The 18,877-nt window shown below is 64.3% G+C and carries 16 protein-coding genes; 9 read left to right on the top strand and 7 right to left on the bottom strand.

Annotated features, from left to right (window positions below; translation table 11 throughout):
• Positions 1–18: 18 nt before the first annotated feature.
• The 3 genes from AC1DYJ_RS18030 to AC1DYJ_RS18020 are packed head-to-tail and all read right to left on the bottom strand — an operon-like array spanning position 19 to position 2,943.
• Positions 19–996: a substrate-binding domain-containing protein gene (locus tag AC1DYJ_RS18030; RefSeq protein WP_477285712.1), complete on the bottom strand. Its 978-nt coding sequence runs from the start codon at positions 994–996 to the stop codon at positions 19–21.
• A 23-nt stretch (positions 997–1,019) separates the two neighbouring features.
• On the bottom strand, positions 1,020–2,222 hold the full coding sequence (locus AC1DYJ_RS18025) for a mandelate racemase/muconate lactonizing enzyme family protein (RefSeq protein ID WP_477285710.1): 1,203 nt from the start codon (positions 2,220–2,222) through the stop codon (positions 1,020–1,022).
• A 1-nt stretch (position 2,223) separates the two neighbouring features.
• Positions 2,224–2,943: a FadR/GntR family transcriptional regulator gene (locus tag AC1DYJ_RS18020; RefSeq protein ID WP_477285708.1), complete on the bottom strand. Its 720-nt coding sequence runs from the start codon at positions 2,941–2,943 to the stop codon at positions 2,224–2,226.
• A 97-nt stretch (positions 2,944–3,040) separates the two neighbouring features.
• On the opposite strand from AC1DYJ_RS18020, the gene AC1DYJ_RS18015 reads away from it, so the two are divergent.
• Positions 3,041–3,937, top strand: coding sequence for an SMP-30/gluconolactonase/LRE family protein (locus AC1DYJ_RS18015; protein WP_477285706.1), 897 nt, complete (start codon positions 3,041–3,043; stop codon positions 3,935–3,937).
• 72 nt (positions 3,938–4,009) lie between these two features.
• Here the strand turns inward: AC1DYJ_RS18015 and AC1DYJ_RS18010 are convergent, their stop codons facing one another.
• The gene (locus AC1DYJ_RS18010; RefSeq protein ID WP_477285704.1) at positions 4,010–5,545 is read right to left on the bottom strand and encodes a helicase HerA-like C-terminal domain-containing protein; all 1,536 of its coding nucleotides are present in this window, start codon (positions 5,543–5,545) and stop codon (positions 4,010–4,012) included.
• Positions 5,546–5,855: 310 nt separating this feature from the next.
• Here AC1DYJ_RS18010 and AC1DYJ_RS18005 point away from each other — a divergent pair, with 310 nt between their 5' ends.
• The 3 genes from AC1DYJ_RS18005 (at position 5,856) to AC1DYJ_RS17995 (ending at position 9,608) form a co-directional block, all read left to right on the top strand.
• Positions 5,856–7,298, top strand: a complete 1,443-nt coding sequence (locus AC1DYJ_RS18005; RefSeq protein WP_477285702.1) for a methylmalonyl-CoA mutase subunit beta — start codon at positions 5,856–5,858, stop codon at positions 7,296–7,298.
• Entirely contained in the window at positions 7,295–9,415 is a 2,121-nt protein-coding gene (scpA, locus tag AC1DYJ_RS18000) for a methylmalonyl-CoA mutase (RefSeq protein ID WP_477285700.1), read from the top strand. Before AC1DYJ_RS18005 ends, scpA begins: the two co-directional genes overlap by 4 nt.
• A gap of 64 nt (positions 9,416–9,479) precedes the next feature.
• Positions 9,480–9,608 (top strand): AbrB/MazE/SpoVT family DNA-binding domain-containing protein, encoded by a 129-nt coding sequence (locus AC1DYJ_RS17995; protein WP_477285698.1) that lies wholly within the window; start codon positions 9,480–9,482, stop codon positions 9,606–9,608.
• 111 nt (positions 9,609–9,719) lie between these two features.
• Here AC1DYJ_RS17995 and greA read toward each other — a convergent pair whose 3' ends face one another.
• Complete coding sequence (gene greA, locus AC1DYJ_RS17990; protein ID WP_477285696.1) at positions 9,720–10,193, bottom strand: transcription elongation factor GreA; 474 nt, start codon at positions 10,191–10,193, stop codon at positions 9,720–9,722.
• A 139-nt stretch (positions 10,194–10,332) separates the two neighbouring features.
• Here greA and AC1DYJ_RS17985 point away from each other — a divergent pair, with 139 nt between their 5' ends.
• Complete coding sequence (locus AC1DYJ_RS17985) at positions 10,333–11,688, top strand: TIGR03808 family TAT-translocated repetitive protein (protein WP_477285694.1); 1,356 nt, start codon at positions 10,333–10,335, stop codon at positions 11,686–11,688.
• Here AC1DYJ_RS17985 and AC1DYJ_RS17980 read toward each other — a convergent pair.
• The gene (locus AC1DYJ_RS17980; protein WP_477285692.1) at positions 11,681–12,685 is read right to left on the bottom strand and encodes an asparaginase; all 1,005 of its coding nucleotides are present in this window, start codon (positions 12,683–12,685) and stop codon (positions 11,681–11,683) included. The genes AC1DYJ_RS17985 and AC1DYJ_RS17980 overlap by 8 nt on opposite strands.
• A 26-nt stretch (positions 12,686–12,711) precedes the next feature.
• Positions 12,712–13,878, bottom strand: a complete 1,167-nt coding sequence (locus AC1DYJ_RS17975; protein ID WP_477285690.1) for an acetyl-CoA acetyltransferase — start codon at positions 13,876–13,878, stop codon at positions 12,712–12,714.
• A gap of 204 nt (positions 13,879–14,082) precedes the next feature.
• Between AC1DYJ_RS17975 and betI the strand changes: the two genes are divergently transcribed.
• From betI to betA, 4 genes are read left to right on the top strand one after another with little or no spacing between them, the layout of a single operon-like run.
• Entirely contained in the window at positions 14,083–14,673 is a 591-nt protein-coding gene (gene betI, locus AC1DYJ_RS17970) for a choline-binding transcriptional repressor BetI (RefSeq protein WP_477285689.1), read from the top strand.
• A complete protein-coding gene (gene betC, locus AC1DYJ_RS17965) occupies positions 14,670–16,211 on the top strand; it encodes a choline-sulfatase (RefSeq protein WP_477285687.1) in 1,542 nt (513 codons plus the stop codon). The genes betI and betC overlap by 4 nt, the downstream gene beginning before the upstream one ends.
• A complete protein-coding gene (locus AC1DYJ_RS17960) occupies positions 16,208–17,206 on the top strand; it encodes a threonine/serine dehydratase (protein ID WP_477285685.1) in 999 nt (332 codons plus the stop codon). The genes betC and AC1DYJ_RS17960 overlap by 4 nt, the downstream gene beginning before the upstream one ends.
• A complete protein-coding gene (gene betA / locus AC1DYJ_RS17955) occupies positions 17,199–18,851 on the top strand; it encodes a choline dehydrogenase (protein ID WP_477285683.1) in 1,653 nt (550 codons plus the stop codon). Before AC1DYJ_RS17960 ends, betA begins: the two co-directional genes overlap by 8 nt.
• Positions 18,852–18,877: the final 26 nt, after the last annotated feature.

Below are 18,877 nucleotides of genomic sequence, written 5' to 3'. Positions count from 1 at the left end.
TTCATTTGCGCTGAGCTGTCAGCGCATCCCCTGGGCGGAGAGCGCCATGATTGCATCGGCCTGGTTCGGCCGCACGATGCCCTGGCCAGTGTCGATGTCGGAAGGCGCCAGGCCGATCTTCTTGTTGAGATAGGCCTCCATCACCGGCATGAAGCCTTGCATGTAGGGCTGCTGGTCGACCAGCGCCTGCACGTAGCCCTTCTGCATCTGCTGCAGCACTTCGGGCACCAGGTCGAAGCCGCCAAGCAGAACCTTGCCAGGCGCTACGCCGCGATCTGCCAGCACACGGGCGACGCCGGCGCACCAGAACCCGGTGTCGAAATAGGCAGTGGTGTCAGGATGGGCGTTGAGGTAGGCGCCGACGCGGTCGGAGGTGATGGCAAGGTCGGTGCCGCTGTCGATGCGCTCCCAGGACACGTCACGATCGGCATGCGCGGCCTTGTATTCCTCCAGGAACTGCATCACGCCGGCGCCGCGGCTCTCGGACCAGTTCTGGCCAGGTGCAGAGATGCCGACCAGCACCTTGATCGGGCCGTCCTTCGGGAAGCTCTCGGAAATGGCCTTGGCAAGCGAATAGCCCGCCGGCTTGAAGCCCTGTCCGACGAAGGCCTGGCGCGCATTGCCCTTGGCGCCTTCGGTGTCGTCGACATTGACGGCGATCACCAGCACGCCGGCATCGCGCGCCTCCTTGATGACGTCATCGAAGGCATGGTCGTCGACGATCGAGGTCAGCAGCGCGTCGGGCTTGGCGGCAAGGGCTGCGCGCATGTTGGCGACCTGCTGTTCGATCGAACCCTCGGTCTGGGTGAAGACCATGTTGCAGTTGGCCTCGACCTTGGCGCAGCCGTCATCAAAACCCTTCTTCACCGCTTGCCAGAAGGTGTTCGAGGCGGACGAATGGTGGGTGAAGACGATGTTCAGCCCGTCGGCGCGCGCGGCGGTCTGGCCGCCGAAAAGAGCGACGCCAAGCAGAAGTGTTGCGGTCAGTTTTTTCATTTCAATTCCTCCCTTTGGATTTTCTAGATGTCGGTCTGGTCGGAGACACGGCGCTGGACGGTGTAGGCCTTGCCAAGGTCGGGGTTGAGCGCCAGCCCCAGGCCCGGTCCCGGCGGCACGGTGATCATGCCGTTCTTCACTTCAGGCAGCGCCGTCACCAGGTCCCGGTACCAAGTGCGGTAAAAGGCGCGCACGCTTTCCTGGACCAGTGCGTTGGGCGCATTGAGCGACAGATGCGTCGAGGCGGCGAGCACGACCGGACCGGTGCAGTCATGCGGCGCGACCGGCAGCCGCCAGGCCTCCGCCATCGCGGCGATCTTGCGCGCCTCCGACAGGCCGCCGCACCACGAGATGTCGAGCATGACGATGCCGGCAGCCCCGGTTTCGAGCAGGTCGCGGAACGCCCATTGGCTGCCCAGCGTCTCGGAGGCCGAGATCGGCGCCGGGCTGACCGCCTCGTAGCGTTTCAGGTCGCCGAGGCTGTCCATGCGGATCGGGTCCTCGTGCCAATAGGTGGCGTAAGGCTTCAGCGCGCCGGCGATCTTCATGGCCGGCAGAAGCTGCCACATCGAATGAAACTCGACCATGATGTCGATCTTGTCGCCGACGGCGCGGCGGATCTTCTCGAACGGTTGAAGCGCGGATTTCAGATCGGCCGCCGAGATGTCGTTGCCACGCGTCTTTTCAGCGGCATGATCGAACGGCCAGATCTTCATGGCGGTGATGCCGTCCTCGAGCAGTTCCTCGGCCAGTTCGCCGGCACGGTTGAGGAAGCCGTTCAGATCGTCGTAGTCGCGCCCGGCGCCGATGCCGTAATTGGCCGTCGTCTGGCCCTTGGCGTCCTTGATGTATTCGGTGCCGGCGCAGGTGTTGTAGGTGCGGATGGAGCGACGGCTGAAGCCGCCCAGAAGCTGTGCGATCGGCTGGCCGGTGACCTTGCCGAAAATGTCCCACAGCGCGATGTCGAAGGCTGAATTGCCGCGCACCTCGGCGCCGCTGGAGCGGAAGCCGAGATAGCCGACCAGGTCGGCGGACAGCAGATCGATCTCGAGCGGATCGCGGCCAATCACCCGTGGCGCGACATATTCGTGCAGATACGCCTCGACGGTGCGCGACAGGAAGAAGGTCTCGCCGAGTCCGGTGATGCCCTCGTCGGTATGGACCTCGACCCAGAGAAGGTTGGGCCGCTCCTCGATGCGGATGGTCTCGATCGCGGTGATCTTCATGTCAGGCAATTCCCGCATCGAGGAGCGCCTTGACGCTCTTGTCGAAATGCTGCGCCATGTGCTCGACGGCGAGCCGCGGATCGCCATTGAGGATCGCCTCGGCTATGTCCTCGTGCCCCTTGATCATTTTGAGCTGGTCTTCGCTGGAAGAGCGTGTGCGCCAGCCGATCACCCAGGTGCGGCGCGTCACCCCGCTGAAGGCGGTGACGATCAGCGAGAAGACCGGGTTGTGCGAGGCCGCCGCGATCGCCTCGTGAAAGGCGATGTCGTGCTCCATGACGATCTCGGGGTTCTGGAAATTCTCGCGCATCAGCCTGGCGGATTGTGCAATCGCGGCGGCTTCCGCCTCGGTGCGGCGGAGCGCCGCCAGCGCAACCGTGCGCATCTCGATCGTGCGCCTGACGTCGTAGACCTGATGGACGCTGATCTGCTGCGTGGTGATGCCGTGCTCGATCACCATCGACATGGCGCCGGTGTCGAGTTTGGCGACGGTGGCGCGGCGTCCGGCACTCATGTCGATCAGGCGCATTGCCGAAAGCGACCGGAACGCCTCGCGCACGACGGTTCGCGAGACATTGAGTTGGCGCGTCATGGCCGCTTCGCTTGGCAACGGATCGCCGGCCGCAAGCCCCTCCGAGCGGATGTGCTGGGTGATCGCCTGGATCGCCGTGCTCACAAGGCCGGGATTTGGCTCAGCCGCTGTCTCCGTCGGATCCTGCATCTCGCTCCCTCAAAACCTGTATGACAGGTTGCTATCTACTTGTTGTTAATTTATCCAAGAGATATATGTCAAGAGTGTTTCTAACCTGGTGAACCGCATGAACGAGACGAACGGTGGCCTGCTCTTCGATGCGGGCGACGTCGTCGGCGAAAGCCTGATCTGGGATGATCGCCGCAACCGGTTGGTCTGGGTCGACATTATCGGCCGCAGGATCCACAGGCTGGATCCGCGGACCTTGGCTCACGAATCCTGGGAGACGCCCGATCTGATCACGTCGATCGGCCTGCGCGCCGATGGCGGCGCCATTGTCGGCCTCAGGAATGAGATTGCCTTGTGGGACTTCGGCGGGCCGTTCCGAACCATCGCGACGATCGAGCCGGACCGGCCCGGCATACGGCTGAATGAAGGCGTCGTCGCGCCCGATGGGTCGTTCTGGGTCGGTACGATGGCCAACAACATCGGAGCGGATGACGCACCCATCGCCATTGCGCAGGATGCCGGGCAGCTGTTTCGAATTGCTCCCGACGGCGGCGTGCGGCGCTTGTCCGACGACCATTTTGGCATCACCAACACCATGGTGTGGACGCCGGACGGTCGCTTCGTGACCGCGGACACGATGAAAAACGCAATCTACAGCTATGCCTGGGACGGCTCATCAAAGCTCGCCGATCGGCGGCTGCTCTTCGGCGGCTTCCCACGGGGCCTGCCCGACGGCTCCTGCATGGATGCCGAAGGTTACATCTGGAACTGCCGGGTCGTGGGCGGCAGCTGCCTTGCCCGCATCGCGCCGGACGGCCGGTCGGATCGGATCGTCGAACTGCCCTGCTCCTGGCCGACGAGTTGCGCCTTTGGCGGCGCCGATCTCGATACGCTTTTCGTCACCTCGGCGCGCTTCACCATGACCACCGAGCACCTTGACGCGCACCCGCATGAGGGCGGCCTCTTTGCACTCCAGCCGGAGGAGCGCGGCCAATCGAGCAACCGTTTCGGTTAGGCTGCCCGCGACGCGCGAGCGGAGAGATGGCAGGCGTCCGCTGCCTCACATCAGTCTGGCGGGAGGTGCTTTTTACCGTCCCCTGGACAGGCTGCCCAGAATCCCGCGCACGATCGCCCGGCCGACCGACGAGCCGACCGAGCGCACCACCGCCTTGATCGCGGCTTCGGCGACGGTCTGGCGGTTGGACGGGCGCGGCGCCGGCGCGCGCCTGGACGGCGGCGGCGAATCGTCATTGCCGAAGCCGGGGATGGTCCAGCGCGAGCGGCCGCTGTCGGTCTGTTGCGCCTCCGCCTCCTGCGCGCCCGTGGCCTTCTTCTGCAGCATCTCGAAGGCCGATTCGCGGTCGATGGTCTGGTCGTACTGGCCGGCGACCGGGCTCTGATCGATCAGCTTGCGGCGCTCGTCCGCCGTGATCGGTCCAAGCCGCGATGATGGCGGGCGGATCAGTGTCCGTTGCACCATAGATGGCACACCCTTGGTCTCCAGCGTCGAGACCAGCGCTTCGCCGGTAGCGAGCTGGGTGATGGCGGTGGCGCAGTCGAAATCGGGATTGGGCCGGAACGTGTCGGCGGCCGTCCTCACCGCCTGCTGTTCGCGCGGCGTGTAGGCGCGCAACGCGTGCTGCACGCGGTTGCCGAGCTGGGCCAGAACCTTTTCAGGGATATCCAAAGGGTTCTGCGTGACGAAATAGACGCCGACGCCCTTGGAGCGGATCAGGCGAACCACCTGTTCGACGCGGTCGATCAGCACTTTCGGCGCTTCATCGAAAAGCAGATGCGCCTCGTCGAAGAAGAACACCAGCTTCGGCCTGTCGGGATCGCCGACCTCGGGCAATTCCTCAAACAGCTCCGACATCAGCCAGAGCAGGAAGGTGGCGTAGAGCCTGGGGTTCATCATCAGCCTGTCGGCAGCGAGCACGCTGATGGCGCCGCGGCCGTCGCGGGTGGTGCGCATGATGTCGGCGATGCGCAGTGCCGGCTCGCCGAAGAAATGGGCCGCGCCCTGCTGTTCCAGCACCAGCAGCGTGCGCTGGATGGCGCCGACGGAGGGCTTGGTGACATTGCCGTAGCGCGCGCTGATCTCCTCGGCGCGTTCGGCGATGTTGGCCAGCAGCGCCTGCAGATCCTTCATGTCGAGCAGCAGCAGGCCGTCCTCGTCGGCAATGCGGAAGGCGATGTTCATGATGCCTTCCTGCGCTTCGGAAAGGTTCATCAGCCGCGACAGGAGCAGCGGCCCCATTTCCGAGACGGTGGCGCGGATCGGGTGGCCCTGCTCGCCGAACAGATCCCAGAAGATGACCGGGAACTCCTGGAAGTCATAGGGATCGAGCTTGACCTGCTCGGCCCGCTTGACCAGGAAATCCTGCGCCTTGCCCATCATGGCGATGCCGGACAGGTCGCCCTTGATGTCGGCGCAGAACACCGGCACGCCGGCATTGGAAAAGCCTTCGGCCAGTATCTGCAGGCTGACCGTCTTGCCGGTGCCGGTGGCGCCGGTGATCAGGCCATGGCGATTGCCATATTGCAAAAGCAGCTGTTCGGCGCGCTGATAGCTGTCGTCGGGCTTGCGGCTGGCGCCGAGGAAAATGCTGGTCTCGTCAGCCATATGTCCATGTCTCCGCAAACTGATGTGTTAAAGCCAATGGCCTTGCCGCAGCTATAGTCAGGCCATTGCACAGCGACAATGCCATTCATTGGGCCAATCGTCCAAAACGGACCAACCTCCAAATCGGCTTTTTGGAGCTTGCGGATTTTGCGGCTGTTTGGCAATCGTTCATGGTTCGTCCACGCGAGCTGACCTATATCAGGGAGATCGCGTTCGGACCCTTGAGGCGCATTGCATTGCGATATCGGACGGGGAACCGTAGACTGAACCGCTCCCGGCTGGTGCGGCCGCATAAGAACGAGGAAAATGGATGGGCGCCGGAGCCTTGACCAAGGAAGTCGAACCCACAAACGTCGAGCGCCAGCGCTGGCTGGCCTTGGCGGAAAAGGCGTTGGCCGGCGCATCCTTCGAAGACAGGCTGGTGTCGCACACCGACGACGCCATTCGCATCGAACCGCTCTATGAGCGCGCCGGCGGGGCGGAACCGCTTGTGCGCGCCAACCCCAAATCGCCCTGGATCGTCAGCCAGCGCATCGATGATCCCGATATCGGCCGTGCCAAGGCCCAGGCGCTCGACGATGTCGCGCAAGGCGCGACGGGATTGTCGCTGGTCTTCGAAGGCGCGCCGAATGCATTCGGCTATGGCCTGCCGAGGACGGCGCAGGCGCTGGAGACGGTGCTGGACGGCATACCGCTCAACCGCGTGCAGATCCGCATCGACGCCCATCCCTGGAGCCGCGCCGTGGCCGACTGGCTGGTGGCGTTCCTCGGCAAGCGCCGCTCCGATCCGGCGAAACTCAACCTCTCCTTCGGTATCGACCCGGCGGCGATCTTTGCCGGGACCGGCCGGTTGCGGATGTCGATCGAGGCCTTGCAGGCGTCGATGCCGCAATCGCTGGCGCATTTCTTCTCGCTGGGCGTGCCGGGCGTGCTGCTCGAGGCCGACGGGCGGGTGTTCCACAATGCCGGCGCCACCGAAGCGCAGGAACTCGGCACCATGCTGGCGTCCGCGGTCTCCTATCTCAGGATGTTCGAGGACGCGCGCCAGCCGCTTGTCTATGCCGCACCGCATATCGGCTTTGCGCTCAGCGTCGACCAGGACCAGTTCCTGTCGACGGCCAAGCTCAGGGCGTTGCGCAGGCTTTGGGCGCGAATCCAGGAGACGTGCTCGATCCCGGCCTCGACCGCCAACATCCATGCGGAAACATCGTTCCGCATGATGACGGCAGCCGACCCCGAGACCAACATATTGCGCACTGCGATCGCCGGTTTTGCCGCGGCCGCCGGCGGCGCCGATTCGATCTCCATCCTGCCGCATACGATCGCGCACGGCCTGCCGGCGCCTTTTGCCCGCCGCGTCGCCCGCAACGCGCAGCTGATCATGGCCAATGAAAGCCATATCGACCATGTTGCCGACCCGACCTATGGCTCAGGCGCGGTCGAGGCGCTGACACTCGGCCTGTGCGAAGCGGCGTGGGAAGAGTTCCAGAGGATCGAAGCGGAAGGCGGCGTTCTGGCGAGCTTGCAGCAAGGCCATATCCAGGCGCGCGTCAAGGCAGCATCCGAGCGCCGGGCCGAGGCCTACCGGTCGGGTGAACGGGCAATCATCGGCACCACGCTTTACCCGCTGAAAAGCGAGGCCCCGGTCGAGACGCTGGCGGCCGAGCGACGGCCTCCTTTCACCGAGGGCGTGGCGGTGTGCGAGGCGCTGTTTCCGGTCCGCATCGACCAGTCGATCGGAGCCGCACCGTGATCCCGAATTTCTCAGAGATCGGCTGGTCGGCGCCGCGGCGCACACCCGTCGAGGTCAAGGGCTCGCGACTGACGCCGGAAGGCATTGCCGTCAAGCATCTCTACGGCCAGGGCGACCTCAAGGGGCTTGCCGATCTCGACACCTATCCGGGCATGCCGCCCTTCGTGCGCGGCCCCTACCCGACCATGTATGTCCAGCAGCCCTGGACGATCCGGCAATATGCCGGCTTTTCGACGGCGGAAGAGTCCAACGCTTTCTACCGGCGCAATCTCGCCGCCGGCCAAAAGGGCCTGTCGGTCGCCTTCGATCTGCCCACCCATCGCGGCTATGACAGCGACCATCCGCGCGTTGCCGGCGATGTCGGCATGGCGGGCGTGGCCATCGATTCCATCCTCGACATGCGGCAGCTGTTCGACGGCATCCCGCTCGATGAAATGACGGTGTCGATGACCATGAACGGCGCCGTGCTGCCGATCATGGCGCTCTACATCGTGGCGGCCGAAGAACAGGGCGTTGCGCAAAAAGATCTCGCCGGCACCATCCAGAACGACATTTTGAAGGAGTTCATGGTCCGCAATACCTACATCTATCCGCCGAAGCCTTCGATGCGGATCGTGTCGGACATCTTCTCCTACACCTCGAAGAACATGCCGAAGTTCAATTCGATTTCTATATCCGGCTATCACATGCAGGAGGCCGGTGCGACCGCCGACCTGGAACTCGCCTACACCATTGCCGACGGCATCGAATATGCCCGCGCCGGCCTCGCCGCCGGTCTCGACATCGACCGGTTCGCGCCACGGCTTTCCTTCTTCTGGGCGATCGGCATGAACTTCTTCATGGAGGTCGCCAAGCTTCGGGCCGCGCGGCTTTTGTGGTCGAGCCTGATGCAGAAGAATTTTGCGCCGAAGGACGAGCGCTCGCTGTCGTTGCGCACCCATTGCCAGACGTCGGGCTGGTCGCTGACGGCGCAGGACCCGTACAACAACATCACCCGCACCATGATAGAGGCGATGGCTGCCACTCAAGGGCACACGCAGTCGCTGCACACCAATTCCTTCGACGAGGCGATGGCGCTGCCGACCGACCATTCGGCCCGCATCGCCCGCAACACGCAGCTGATCCTGCAGAAGGAATCCGGCACCACGCGTAGCGTCGATCCGTGGGGTGGCTCGGCCTATGTCGAGCGGCTGACGCATGATCTGGCGGCGCGCGCGCTCGCCCATATCGAAGAGGTCGAGAGCCTTGGCGGCATGGCGGCAGCGATCGAACAGGGCATTCCGAAGCTGCGCATCGAAGAGGCGGCAGCGCGCACGCAGGCACGCATCGATTCCGGTGAACAGATGCTGGTCGGCGTCAATGCGCATCGGCCGGAGAACGACATCGCGGTCGACGTCTTGAAGATTGACAATGCCGAGGTCCGAGCCCGGCAATTGTCCAAGCTGCAGAACCTGAAAGGCACGCGCAATGTCGGCGCGGTCGAGAGCGCACTGGATGCGCTGACCCGCGCCGCGCAAGGTAACGAAAACCTGCTGGAATTCGCCATCCGCGCCGCGCGCGCCAACGCCACGGTCGGCGAGATCTCACTGGCGCTGGAAAAGGTGTTTGGCCGCCACGTCGCCTCGGTGCAGACGATCTCCGGCGTTTATCGCAACGCGCTTGGCGACAATCTGGCGGTCGACCGGCTCGTGGAGAAGCTCGAAGCATTCGAGAAGAAGTCCGGCGGCAAGCCGCGCATCCTGGTCGCCAAGATGGGACAGGACGGCCACGACCGCGGCCAAAAGGTCATCGCCACGGCCTTCGCCGATCTCGGCTTCGACGTCACCGTCGGCGCGATGTTCCAGACGCCGGACGAAATCGCCAAACTGGCCGTCGCGCAGGACGTCCATATTGTCGGCGCCTCGTCGCTGGCGGCGGGCCATCTGACGCTGATCCCCGAACTGCGCGATACGCTGAAGAAACTCGGCCACGCCGACATACTGATCGTCGCCGGCGGCGTCATCCCGCCGCAGGATTACGACGCGGTGCTTGCGGCTGGTGCCGCGGAAATCTTCCCGCCGGGCACGGTTATTCCGGAAGCGGCGGATCGGCTGCTGGATCGGCTGCTGGCGGGCTGAGGGAGCCAGTTGCAATGCCTACCGAAGTTGCGTCATAGTACTGGATGCAACCTATGGTAAAGCCATGAACACCATCATTCACGGACTTGACGACGGATCGGGCGTTGTCATCTTGCCGCGGGAGATGCTCGACAGCTTGGGGCTGCAAGTGGGCGATGAACTCCAGATCATCGAAACCGGTGGCGGCATCTAAGGCCTGTGCCGTTTGACGATTTCGAAAGGCAGATGCGTGCTGCTCGCGATGTCATGGACAAGTACGAGCCCGCGTTGCGAAAGCTGGCTGAGCAGATAGAGTCGGCCGGCGTCAGCCCTCCGACAGCTTGATGATTTCCCATTCCTTGCCGTTGACGCTTGCGACGTCGCCGACCTTCTTGCCGAACAGCGCGACGGCCATTGGCGAGACATGGGAAATGCTGCCCTTTGAGGGATCGGCCTCGTCCTCGCCGACGATCTTCCAATGCACCTTTTTGCCGTCATCGGCTTCGAGCGTGACGCCCATGCCGAAGCGCACCTGGTCGCTGCCGGGCTCCGGCACGGAAAGCTCGGCGTTTTCGCGGCGCGCGGTCCAGTAGCGCAGGTCGCGCGACACCACAGCGATACGCTCGCGGTCGGCTTTTCGCTCGGCTTTCGCCAGTATGTCGCGCAGATCGGTCAGATTGTCCTCGATCTGCGCCAGACCGCGCTCCGTCACCAGATTGCGGTGCGGGCTGATCGGCCGCTCGCCGATGCCGGCAATGGCGTTTTCGCTGTCTTCCTCGCGGGTAAAAGCTCTGCTCATCGACTAAACTTAGGCTCGCTTCGGCGGCTGTACAAGCCACTTGCCGGACCCGGTCATTGGCCGGACTATGGGCCGAGCGAAGACCTCTGCGGCTGGCATGATTCCTGCGGTTGGCCGGGGGATCGCAAGGGATGTGCCGATGTTGAACAGACGAGCGCTTCTGAAGGGGACGGCCGGCTTTGCCGTGCTCGGTCTTTCGCTCGACGAAGCCTCGGCGAAGACGGCTACGCGCGGCTCGATCGACGCCACGGAGCTTGGCGTGCAGCCGAACGCGCCGGACGACCAGAGCAAGGCGTTCATCCGAATGCTTGCCGAGGCCAGCGAGCGCAACGCGCCGGTGTTCCTGCCGCCGGGAAACTATGTCGTGTCCAACCTGACCTTGCCGGCCCGCGTCCGGCTTTCCGGCGTGCCCGGCGCCTCGCGCATTATCTACGGCGGCAACGGCCATTTGCTGACCGCCGAACAGGCGGAGCATATCGAGCTCACAGGGCTGGTCTTTGACGGCGCCAACAGCTCTCTGGCCGACGATACGCAAGGCCTGCTCGACCTGCGTCGCGTCGCCCATCTTGCCATCGACAATTGCACGGTCACCGGCAGCGGCAAGCACGGGCTGGCGCTGGAGCATGCGGCTGGCCGTGTCGAACGCTGCGACATATCGGGTGCCGCGGACGCCGGCATCTACTCCGTCGAGGCCGCCGGCCTGGCGATATCCGGTAACACGGTCTCCGACTGCGGCAATGGCGGCATCCTAGTGCACCGCTGGCAGCAGGCGGAAGATGGCACCATCGTCAGCGGCAATCGTGTGCAGCGCATCAGTGCGCGCAGCGGCGGTACCGGCCAGAACGGCAACGGCATCAACGCCTTCCGCGCCGGCAATGTCTCCGTCACCGGCAATACCGTCTCGGACTGCGCCTTCTCCGCGATCCGCGCCAACAGTTCCAGCAATCTCACGATGACCGGCAACACCTGCTCGCGTTCGGGCGAAACGGCGCTCTATTCCGAATTCTCCTTCGAAGGCGCCATCATCGCCAACAACATCGTCGACGGTGCGGCCAACGGCATCTCGATCGTCAATTTCAACGAGGGCGGCCGCATGGGCGTCTGCTCGAACAACATCGTGCGCAATCTCTCGACCACAGGCCCCTACCCCGCCGATGCGCCGGGCTTCGGCGTCGGCATCAGCGTCGAGGCCGACACCACGGTCAGCGGCAACGTCATCGAAAACGCGCCGCTTTACGGCATGCAAATCGGCTGGGGCGCCTACATGCGCAATGTGGTGGCGACGGGAAACATCATCCGTCAGGCCGGAACCGGCATTGCCGTCACCGTGGTCGAGGGCGCGGGAAACGCCATCATTTCCGACAACGTTATCGACGGCACCAAGAACGGCGCCATCATCGGCCAGCGCTGGGCCGAACCGGCTACCGGCGACCTCGCAAAATCAGGCGATAGCGGCTATGCGCATCTGACGGTTGAACGCAACCGCGTCAGCTGAGCGCCGCTGTCGGGCGTAGCGAGCCAACCTTGGCACCGATACGGCTTTCGATGGCCGGATTTGCCTGTTCGGTGAGACTTGCGGCCAGCGCGTCGTCGGCGCTTAGAAGTTTTGCGAGCACTGCAGCAATCATCACCTCGGCGGCGCGGCCGGCACCGTCGTCGCATTTCAGCGCGATGCCAAGGCCAAGCTCAGGAACGGCAGCGCAATAGACACCTTCGGCGCCGGTCTTGACGAAGATGCGGCCGGGCGCCGCCTGCATCAGCGCTACATCCGCCTTGCCCGTGCCGGCAACCAGGAAAGGCTCGGCCATGCAGGCCGACAGCAGACGCTTGGCCGCCTTGGCGCGTTCAGGGCCAAAGCTCCTGCCTGTCGCCATGCGGGCAAAGCCCAGCGCAAAGCTTTTCAGCGGTACGGCATAGGTCGGGATCGAGCAGCCATCGGTTGCCCGGTCGTCGGCATCGTGGGCAGCGCCGGTCACCGCCTGCATGGCGTCGCGCACCATCTCCTGCAAGGCATGTCCAGCCTTGACGTAGCCCTGATGGCCAATGCCTGCGTGCACGCAGGTGCAGAGAAAGCCGGAATGCTTGCCGGAGCAATTGTTGTGCAGCGCGTTCGGCGAACCGCCGGCGCGCGCCAGTGCAATCTCCGCACCATGGCTCGACGGCCAGTGCGCGCCGCACTCCAGCGCCGATTTGTCGAGGCCGGCCTTGGCCAGCATCGCTTGCGCCAGTTCGACATGCGCCGGCTCACCCGAATGCGAGGCGCAGGCCAGCGCCAGTTCGCGGTCGCCGAAGCCATACGCATCGGCAGCGCCCGTTTCGACCAGCGGCAGCGCCTGGATCGCCTTCACCGCGGAGCGCGGAAACACTGGTCGCGCCGTATCGCCGATCTCCAGGACAGGCTTGCCGTCACCATCGAAGATCGCGACAGCGCCGCGATGGGCGCTCTCGACGATCGCGCCGCGCAAGACTTCGACCAGAACCGGATTTGTCATGTCACCTCCCAGAAATGCAGGGCGGTTTATCTGATCCGGTCGAGAATGGAAACGTAGTTGGCGACCGCCGCGCCGCCCATGTTGAAGATGCCGCCGAGCTTTGCACCGGGCACCTGGATGCCGCCGGCTTCGCCGGTCAACTGCATGGCGGTCAGCACATGCATCGACACGCCAGTGGCGCCGATCGGATGGCCCTTGGCCTTCAGCCCGCCCGAAGGATTGACCGGCAGCCTGCCGTCCTTTGCCGTCGTGCCGTCCAGCGCCAGCTTCGCCCCCTCGCCGGGCTTGGCCAGGCCCATCGCCTCATATTCGATCAGTTCGGCGATGGTGAAGCAGTCATGCGTCTCGACGAAGGAGAGATCGTCGATCGTCACGCCGGCCTTCTTCAAGGCCTGGTTCCAGGCCTGTTCGCAGCCTTCGAACGAGAGAATGTCGCGCTTCGACATCGGCAGGAAGTCCTGGACATGTTCGTTGGCGCGGAAAGCGACGGCGCGGCGCATCTTCAGCGCCGTCGATGTGTCTGTGAGGACAAGGGCGGCGGCGCCGTCGGAGACCAGCGAGCAGTCGGTGCGCTTCAACGGACCCGCAACGAAGGGGTTCTTCTCGCTTTCCTGACGGCAGAACTCGTAGCCAAAATCCTTGCGCATCTGGGCGTAGGGATTGTCGACGCCATTTTTGTGGTTCTTGGCGGCGATCATTGCCAGCGCATCCGACTGGTCGCCATAGCGCTGGAAATAGGCCTGCGCGATCTTGCCGAAGACGCCGGCGAAACCGGCGGGCGTGTCGCCGTCCTCCGGCAGATAGGACGCCTTGAGCAGGTTCTTGCCGATTTCGGGACCGGGCGTCGTCGTCATCTGCTCGGCGCCGACCACCAGCACGACGCGGGCAGCATTGGCGTCGATGGCGCGGATGCCTTGGCGGACCGCGGCCGAGCCGGTGGCGCAGGCATTCTCAACCCGGGTCGCCGGCTTGAAGCGTAGCCGGTCGTCGGCCTGCAGCACCAGGCTGGCGGTAAAATCCTGCGGGGAAAAGCCGGCGTTGAAATGGCCGAGCACGATCTCGTCGACCTCGTCCGGGCCGATGCCGGCATGGTCGAGCGCGTCGACCGCAACCTTGGTGATCAGGCCTTCCAGCGTCTCGCCTTCGAGCTTGCCGAAGCGCGAATGCGCCCAGCCAACGATGCATGCGGTCATGGCGGTCTCCATCCTTGGCGCCAGCCTAACATGTGGGCTCAAATGGCGCACTTCGCCTTTATTGTTCAAATATAAACAATCCCTCGAGCGTCGAAAAGGGCCGCAAGCCGACAATCGCTTGGTGCAGGCGGCAATCGAGTCGATTTTTTGTTGATTGACGGATCAATAAAAAATAATCATGCCGGCCAGGAGCCGGGAACAACAATGCCGAAAGTCGGAATGGAACCGTTGCGCCGCAAGGCGCTCATCGACGCGACGATCTCCGCGATCGGCGAGCGCGGCTCGCTGGACGTGACCATGTCGGAGATCGCCGGGCGCGCCGGCGTGTCCTCGGCGCTCGCCCATCATTATTTCGGCGCCAAGGACGAACTGCTGTTCGCCACCATGCGGCACATCTTGGCCGAGCTGACGTCAGACATGCGGCGCGCTCTGCAATCCGCCGCCACGCCGCGCGACCGCGTCTCGGCCGTGGTCTCCGTCAACTTCTCCGACATCCAGTTCCAGTCGGAAACCATCGCGGCATGGCTCGCCTTCTATGTCGAGGCGCAGCAATCCTCGGCCCTGCGCCGGCTGCTCAGGGTCTATGCACGGCGGCTGCATTCCAACCTGATGAGCGGGCTGACCGGCATACTGCCGCGCAACGAAGCCGACCGCGCCGCGGAAGCGACCGCGGCACTGATCGACGGGCTCTACATCAGGCGCGCGCTGAAGGACGGCGTGCCGGATGCGGCGACCGCGATCGCGCTGGTCGAAGACTATCTCGAAATCAAACTCGGCGGGCGGCAGACACAGTGACAGGCTCAGCGACACAAAGGCGACCCAACATCCTGATCGTCATGGTCGATCAGCTCAACGGCACGCTGTTTGCGGACGGGCCGGCGGATTTCCTGCATGCGCCACATCTCAAGGCGCTGGCTGCGCGGTCGGCGCGCTTTGCCAACAATTACACGGCATCGCCGCTCTGCGCGCCGGGCCGCGCCGCCTTCATGAGCGGGCAATTGCCGTCGCGCACCCAAGTCTACGACAACGCCGCCGAGTTCGCCTCGTCGATCCCGACCTATGCGCATCATCTACGCAGCGCCGGCTACTACACCTGCCTGTCGGGCAAGATGCATTTCGTCGGACCCGACCAGTTGCACGGCTTCGAGGAGCGGCTGACCACCGACATCTATCCCGCCGATTTCGGCTGGACGCCAGATTACCGCAAGCCCGGCGAGCGCATCGACTGGTGGTATCACAATCTGGGTTCGGTGACCGGCGCAGGCGTCGCCGAGATCAGCAACCAGATGGAGTATGATGACGAGGTCGCCTTCCACGCGGTGCAAAAACTCTACGATCTGGCACGTACCTCCGATGATGCGGCGAGCCGGCCCTGGTGCCTGACCGTATCCTTCACGCACCCGCATGACCCCTATGTCACACGGCGGCAATATTGGGATCTCTATGAAGACTGTCCGGCGCTGGAGCCGGACGTGGAATTTATCCCCTATGCCGACCAGGACCCGCATTCGCAACGGCTCTACCGGGCCAGCGACTACGACAGTTTCAACATCACGGCGGAGCAGATCCGCCGCTCGCGGCGCGGCTATTACGCCAACATCTCCTATCTCGACGACAAGGTCGGCGAGCTGGTGTCGGTGCTTGAGCGCACGCGCATGCTGGACGACACAATCATCCTGTTCTGCTCGGACCATGGCGATATGCTTGGCGAGCGCGGCCTGTGGTTCAAGATGAATTTTTTCGAAGGCTCGGCGCGAGTCCCGCTGATGATCGCCGGCAATGATATTCCGGCCGGACTGGTCAACGCGCCGGTCTCCAATCTCGACGTGACGCCGACGCTGTGCGACCTCGCCGGTATCGACATCTCGGCGATTGCGCCGTGGACCGACGGCCAGTCGCTGCTGTCGCTGCTTGCGGGCACGAAACGCGACGCACCGGTGCTGATGGAGTATGCCGCCGAGGGCTCCAACGCGCCTTTGGTGGCGATCCGCGACGGCCGCTACAAATTCATCCACTGCGAGATCGACCCGCCGCTTCTGTTCGACCTCGAAGCCGATCCGCGCGAACTGACCAACCTCGCCGCCGATCCGGCGCATGCCGATCTGGTGGCTGCTTTCACCCGAGCCGTGCGGGCGCGCTGGGACATGGCCGCCTTCGATGCGGCCGTACGCGCCAGCCAGGCGCGGCGCTGGGTGGTCTATCCGGCGCTGCGCAACGGCACGCACTACCCCTGGGAATTCCAGCCGCTGCAAAAAGCGTCCGAGCGCTACATGCGCAATCACATGAACCTCGACAATCTCGAGGACCAGAAACGCTTTCCGCGAGGCGAATGATGACCATTGTCCCCTCCCTCGACCATCTCAGACAGGCCTATGCCGTCACATCGAAGGCGACGCAAATCACGCCTTTGCTTGAATCGGCAGCCTTGGCCAAAGAGACGGGTGCGGCGCGCGTCTTCATCAAGCCGGAATCGCTGCAATGGGCCGGCTCCTTCAAGGTGCGCGGCGCCTATTGGCGGCTGAAGCGGCTGTCGCCTGAAGAAGCCAGGAAAGGCGTCGTCGCCTATTCCTCGGGCAATTTTGCGCAAGGGCTGGCGGCTGCCGGCCAGGCGCTCGGCATTCCCGTCACCATCGTCATGCCGATCGACGCGCCAGCCGCCAAGCGCGATGCCACGGCGGGCTATGGGGCGCGCGTCGTGCTGACCGATCATGGCGACCGCGCTCGTGAAGAGGTCGCGGCGGCCAAGGCGCGCGAGATTGCCGAGACCGAGGGGCTCGCCTTGCTGCACCCGTTCGACGATCCCGAGATCGTTGCCGGCCAGGCCGGCGCCGGACTGGAAGCGCTTGAGCAGCTTGAGGCGAAGAGTGCCAGCGCCGACCTCCTGTTCTGCTCGGTCGGCGGCGGCGGGCTGATCGGCGGCGTCTCGCTCGCCTTCCACTATCTGTCGCCGGAAACCGAGATCATCGGTGTCGAGCCGGAAGGCTTCAACGGCATGGGAGCGTCATTGGATCACGGCGCCATCGAAACCATGCCGATAGCGCCGAAGTCGATCTGCGACGGGCTGATGTCGCGGCGGCCGGGCGATGCGCCCTTCGCGGCGGTCAAAACTGCAGGTGTACGCGGCATCACCGTCGACGACGCCTCGGTGCGCCGCGCGATGAAGATTGCCTTCGAGCGGATGAAGCTGGTGCTGGAGCCGTCGGGCGCCGCATCGCTGGCGGCGCTGCTCGGCGGCAAGGTGAATGTGGCGGGTAAAACCGTCCTGGTTGTGGCTACCGGCGGCAACGTTTCGCTCGCCGATTTCATGGCGCATATGAACAATGCTTGAAGCAGATTTCGTCATCATCGGCTCCGGCTCGGCCGGCTCGGCCATGGCCTACCGGCTGTCGGAAGACGGCAAGCATTCGGTGATCGTCATCGAGTTCGGCGGCACCGATATCGGCCCGCTGATCCAGATGCCGTCGGCGCTGTCGATCCCGCTCAACATGAGCCTTTACGACTGGGGCTTCGCCAGCGAGCCGGAGCCGCATCTCGGCGGCCGCGTGCTGGCGACGCCGCGCGGCAAGGTGATCGGGGGTTCGTCCTCGATCAACGGCATGGTCTATGTCAGGGGCCACGCGCGCGACTTCGACCACTGGGCCGAAGAGGGTGCGACCGGCTGGGGGTTTGCCGACGTGCTGCCCTACTTCAAGCGGATGGAAGACAATGACGGCGGCGAGGATGGCTGGCGCGGCCACGGCGGCCCGCTGCACGTCCAGCGCGGCCCGCGCAAGAATCCGCTCTACGGTGCTTTCGTCGAGGCCGGCCGCCAGGCCGGGTTCGAGCTGACCGATGACTACAATGGTTCGAAGCAGGAAGGCTTCGGGCCGATGGAGCAGACCATCCGCGGAGGCCGCCGCTGGTCGGCAGCGAGTGCCTATCTGAAGCCGGCTCTTAAACGGCAGAATGTCAGCGTGGTCAAAGGTTTCGCCCGCCGCGTGATCATCGAGAATCAACGCGCCGTCGGCGTCGAGATCGAAGCTCACAAACAGATTCAAGTCGTTAAGGCGCGACGTGAGGTGATCGTCGCCGCATCGTCGATCAATTCGCCCAAGATCCTGATGCTTTCCGGCATCGGCCCGGCTGCGCATCTTGTCGAAAACGGCATCCAGGTGGTGGCGGACCGGCCCGGTGTCGGCCGCAATCTGCAGGATCATATGGAGCTCTACATCCAGCAGGAATCGACACAGCCGATCACGCTGAATTCGGTTCTCAACCCTTTCTCCAAGGCGCTGATCGGGGCGCAGTGGCTGTTCTTCAAGACCGGCCTCGGCGCCACCAACCATTTCGAGGCGGCAGCCTTCGTGCGCTCCCAAGCCGGCGTCGACTACCCCGACATCCAGTACCATTTCATTCCGGCGGCGGTGCGCTATGACGGCAAGGCGGCAGCGAAGTCGCATGGCTTCCAGGCGCATGTCGGGCCGATGCGTTCGAAGTCGCGCGGCTCGGTGACACTGCGCTCGCCCGACCCGAAAGCGACGCCGGTGATCCGCTTCAACTACATGTCGCATCCAGACGACTGGACCGAGTTCCGCCACTGCATCCGGCTGACCCGCGAGATCTTCGGCCAGAAGGCTTTCGACAGTTTTCGCGGCGAGGAAATCTCGCCGGGCTCGCACGTCCAGTCGGACGAGGATCTCGACGCCTTCATCCGCGATCATGCCGAGAGCGCCTACCATCCGTGCGGCACCTGCAAGATGGGCCGCGCCGATGATGTCATGAGCGTGGTCGATCCGGAGTGCCGTGTCATCGGTGTCGACGGCCTGCGTGTCGCCGACTCCTCGATCTTCCCGCGAGTCACCAACGGCAACCTGAACGCGCCGTCGATCATGACCGGCGAGAAGGCATCCGACCACATTCTCGGCCGCACGCCGCTGGCGCCGTCCAACCAGGAGCCCTGGATCAATCCGCGCTGGCAGGTCGCGGATCGATAGGGCATTGTCCCAGCGAAAATCATTGG

It is taken from the genome of Mesorhizobium sp. P2_B11 (assembly GCF_056404855.1).
Note: the sequence above shows the minus strand (reverse complement) of the source record. Positions and strands in the feature narration are given on the sequence as shown.

What these genes read in the sequence shown, in the direction of transcription:
- AC1DYJ_RS17960 (WP_477285685.1), top strand. Translation starts at nt 16,208, where the DNA reads ATGATGACCATTGTCCCCTCCCTCGACCATCTCAGACAGGCCTATGCC.
- AC1DYJ_RS17975 (WP_477285690.1), bottom strand. Translation starts at nt 13,878, where the DNA reads ATGACCGCATGCATCGTTGGCTGGGCGCATTCGCGCTTCGGCAAGCTC.
- AC1DYJ_RS17995 (WP_477285698.1), top strand. Translation starts at nt 9,480, where the DNA reads ATGAACACCATCATTCACGGACTTGACGACGGATCGGGCGTTGTCATC.
- AC1DYJ_RS18010 (WP_477285704.1), bottom strand. Translation starts at nt 5,545, where the DNA reads ATGGCTGACGAGACCAGCATTTTCCTCGGCGCCAGCCGCAAGCCCGAC.
- AC1DYJ_RS18025 (WP_477285710.1), bottom strand. Translation starts at nt 2,222, where the DNA reads ATGAAGATCACCGCGATCGAGACCATCCGCATCGAGGAGCGGCCCAAC.
- greA (WP_477285696.1), bottom strand. Translation starts at nt 10,193, where the DNA reads ATGAGCAGAGCTTTTACCCGCGAGGAAGACAGCGAAAACGCCATTGCC.
- AC1DYJ_RS18030 (WP_477285712.1), bottom strand. Translation starts at nt 996, where the DNA reads ATGAAAAAACTGACCGCAACACTTCTGCTTGGCGTCGCTCTTTTCGGC.
- AC1DYJ_RS18015 (WP_477285706.1), top strand. Translation starts at nt 3,041, where the DNA reads ATGAACGAGACGAACGGTGGCCTGCTCTTCGATGCGGGCGACGTCGTC.
- AC1DYJ_RS18020 (WP_477285708.1), bottom strand. Translation starts at nt 2,943, where the DNA reads ATGCAGGATCCGACGGAGACAGCGGCTGAGCCAAATCCCGGCCTTGTG.
- AC1DYJ_RS17985 (WP_477285694.1), top strand. Translation starts at nt 10,333, where the DNA reads ATGTTGAACAGACGAGCGCTTCTGAAGGGGACGGCCGGCTTTGCCGTG.
- betI (WP_477285689.1), top strand. Translation starts at nt 14,083, where the DNA reads ATGCCGAAAGTCGGAATGGAACCGTTGCGCCGCAAGGCGCTCATCGAC.
- betA (WP_477285683.1), top strand. Translation starts at nt 17,199, where the DNA reads ATGCTTGAAGCAGATTTCGTCATCATCGGCTCCGGCTCGGCCGGCTCG.
- AC1DYJ_RS18005 (WP_477285702.1), top strand. Translation starts at nt 5,856, where the DNA reads ATGGGCGCCGGAGCCTTGACCAAGGAAGTCGAACCCACAAACGTCGAG.
- AC1DYJ_RS17980 (WP_477285692.1), bottom strand. Translation starts at nt 12,685, where the DNA reads ATGACAAATCCGGTTCTGGTCGAAGTCTTGCGCGGCGCGATCGTCGAG.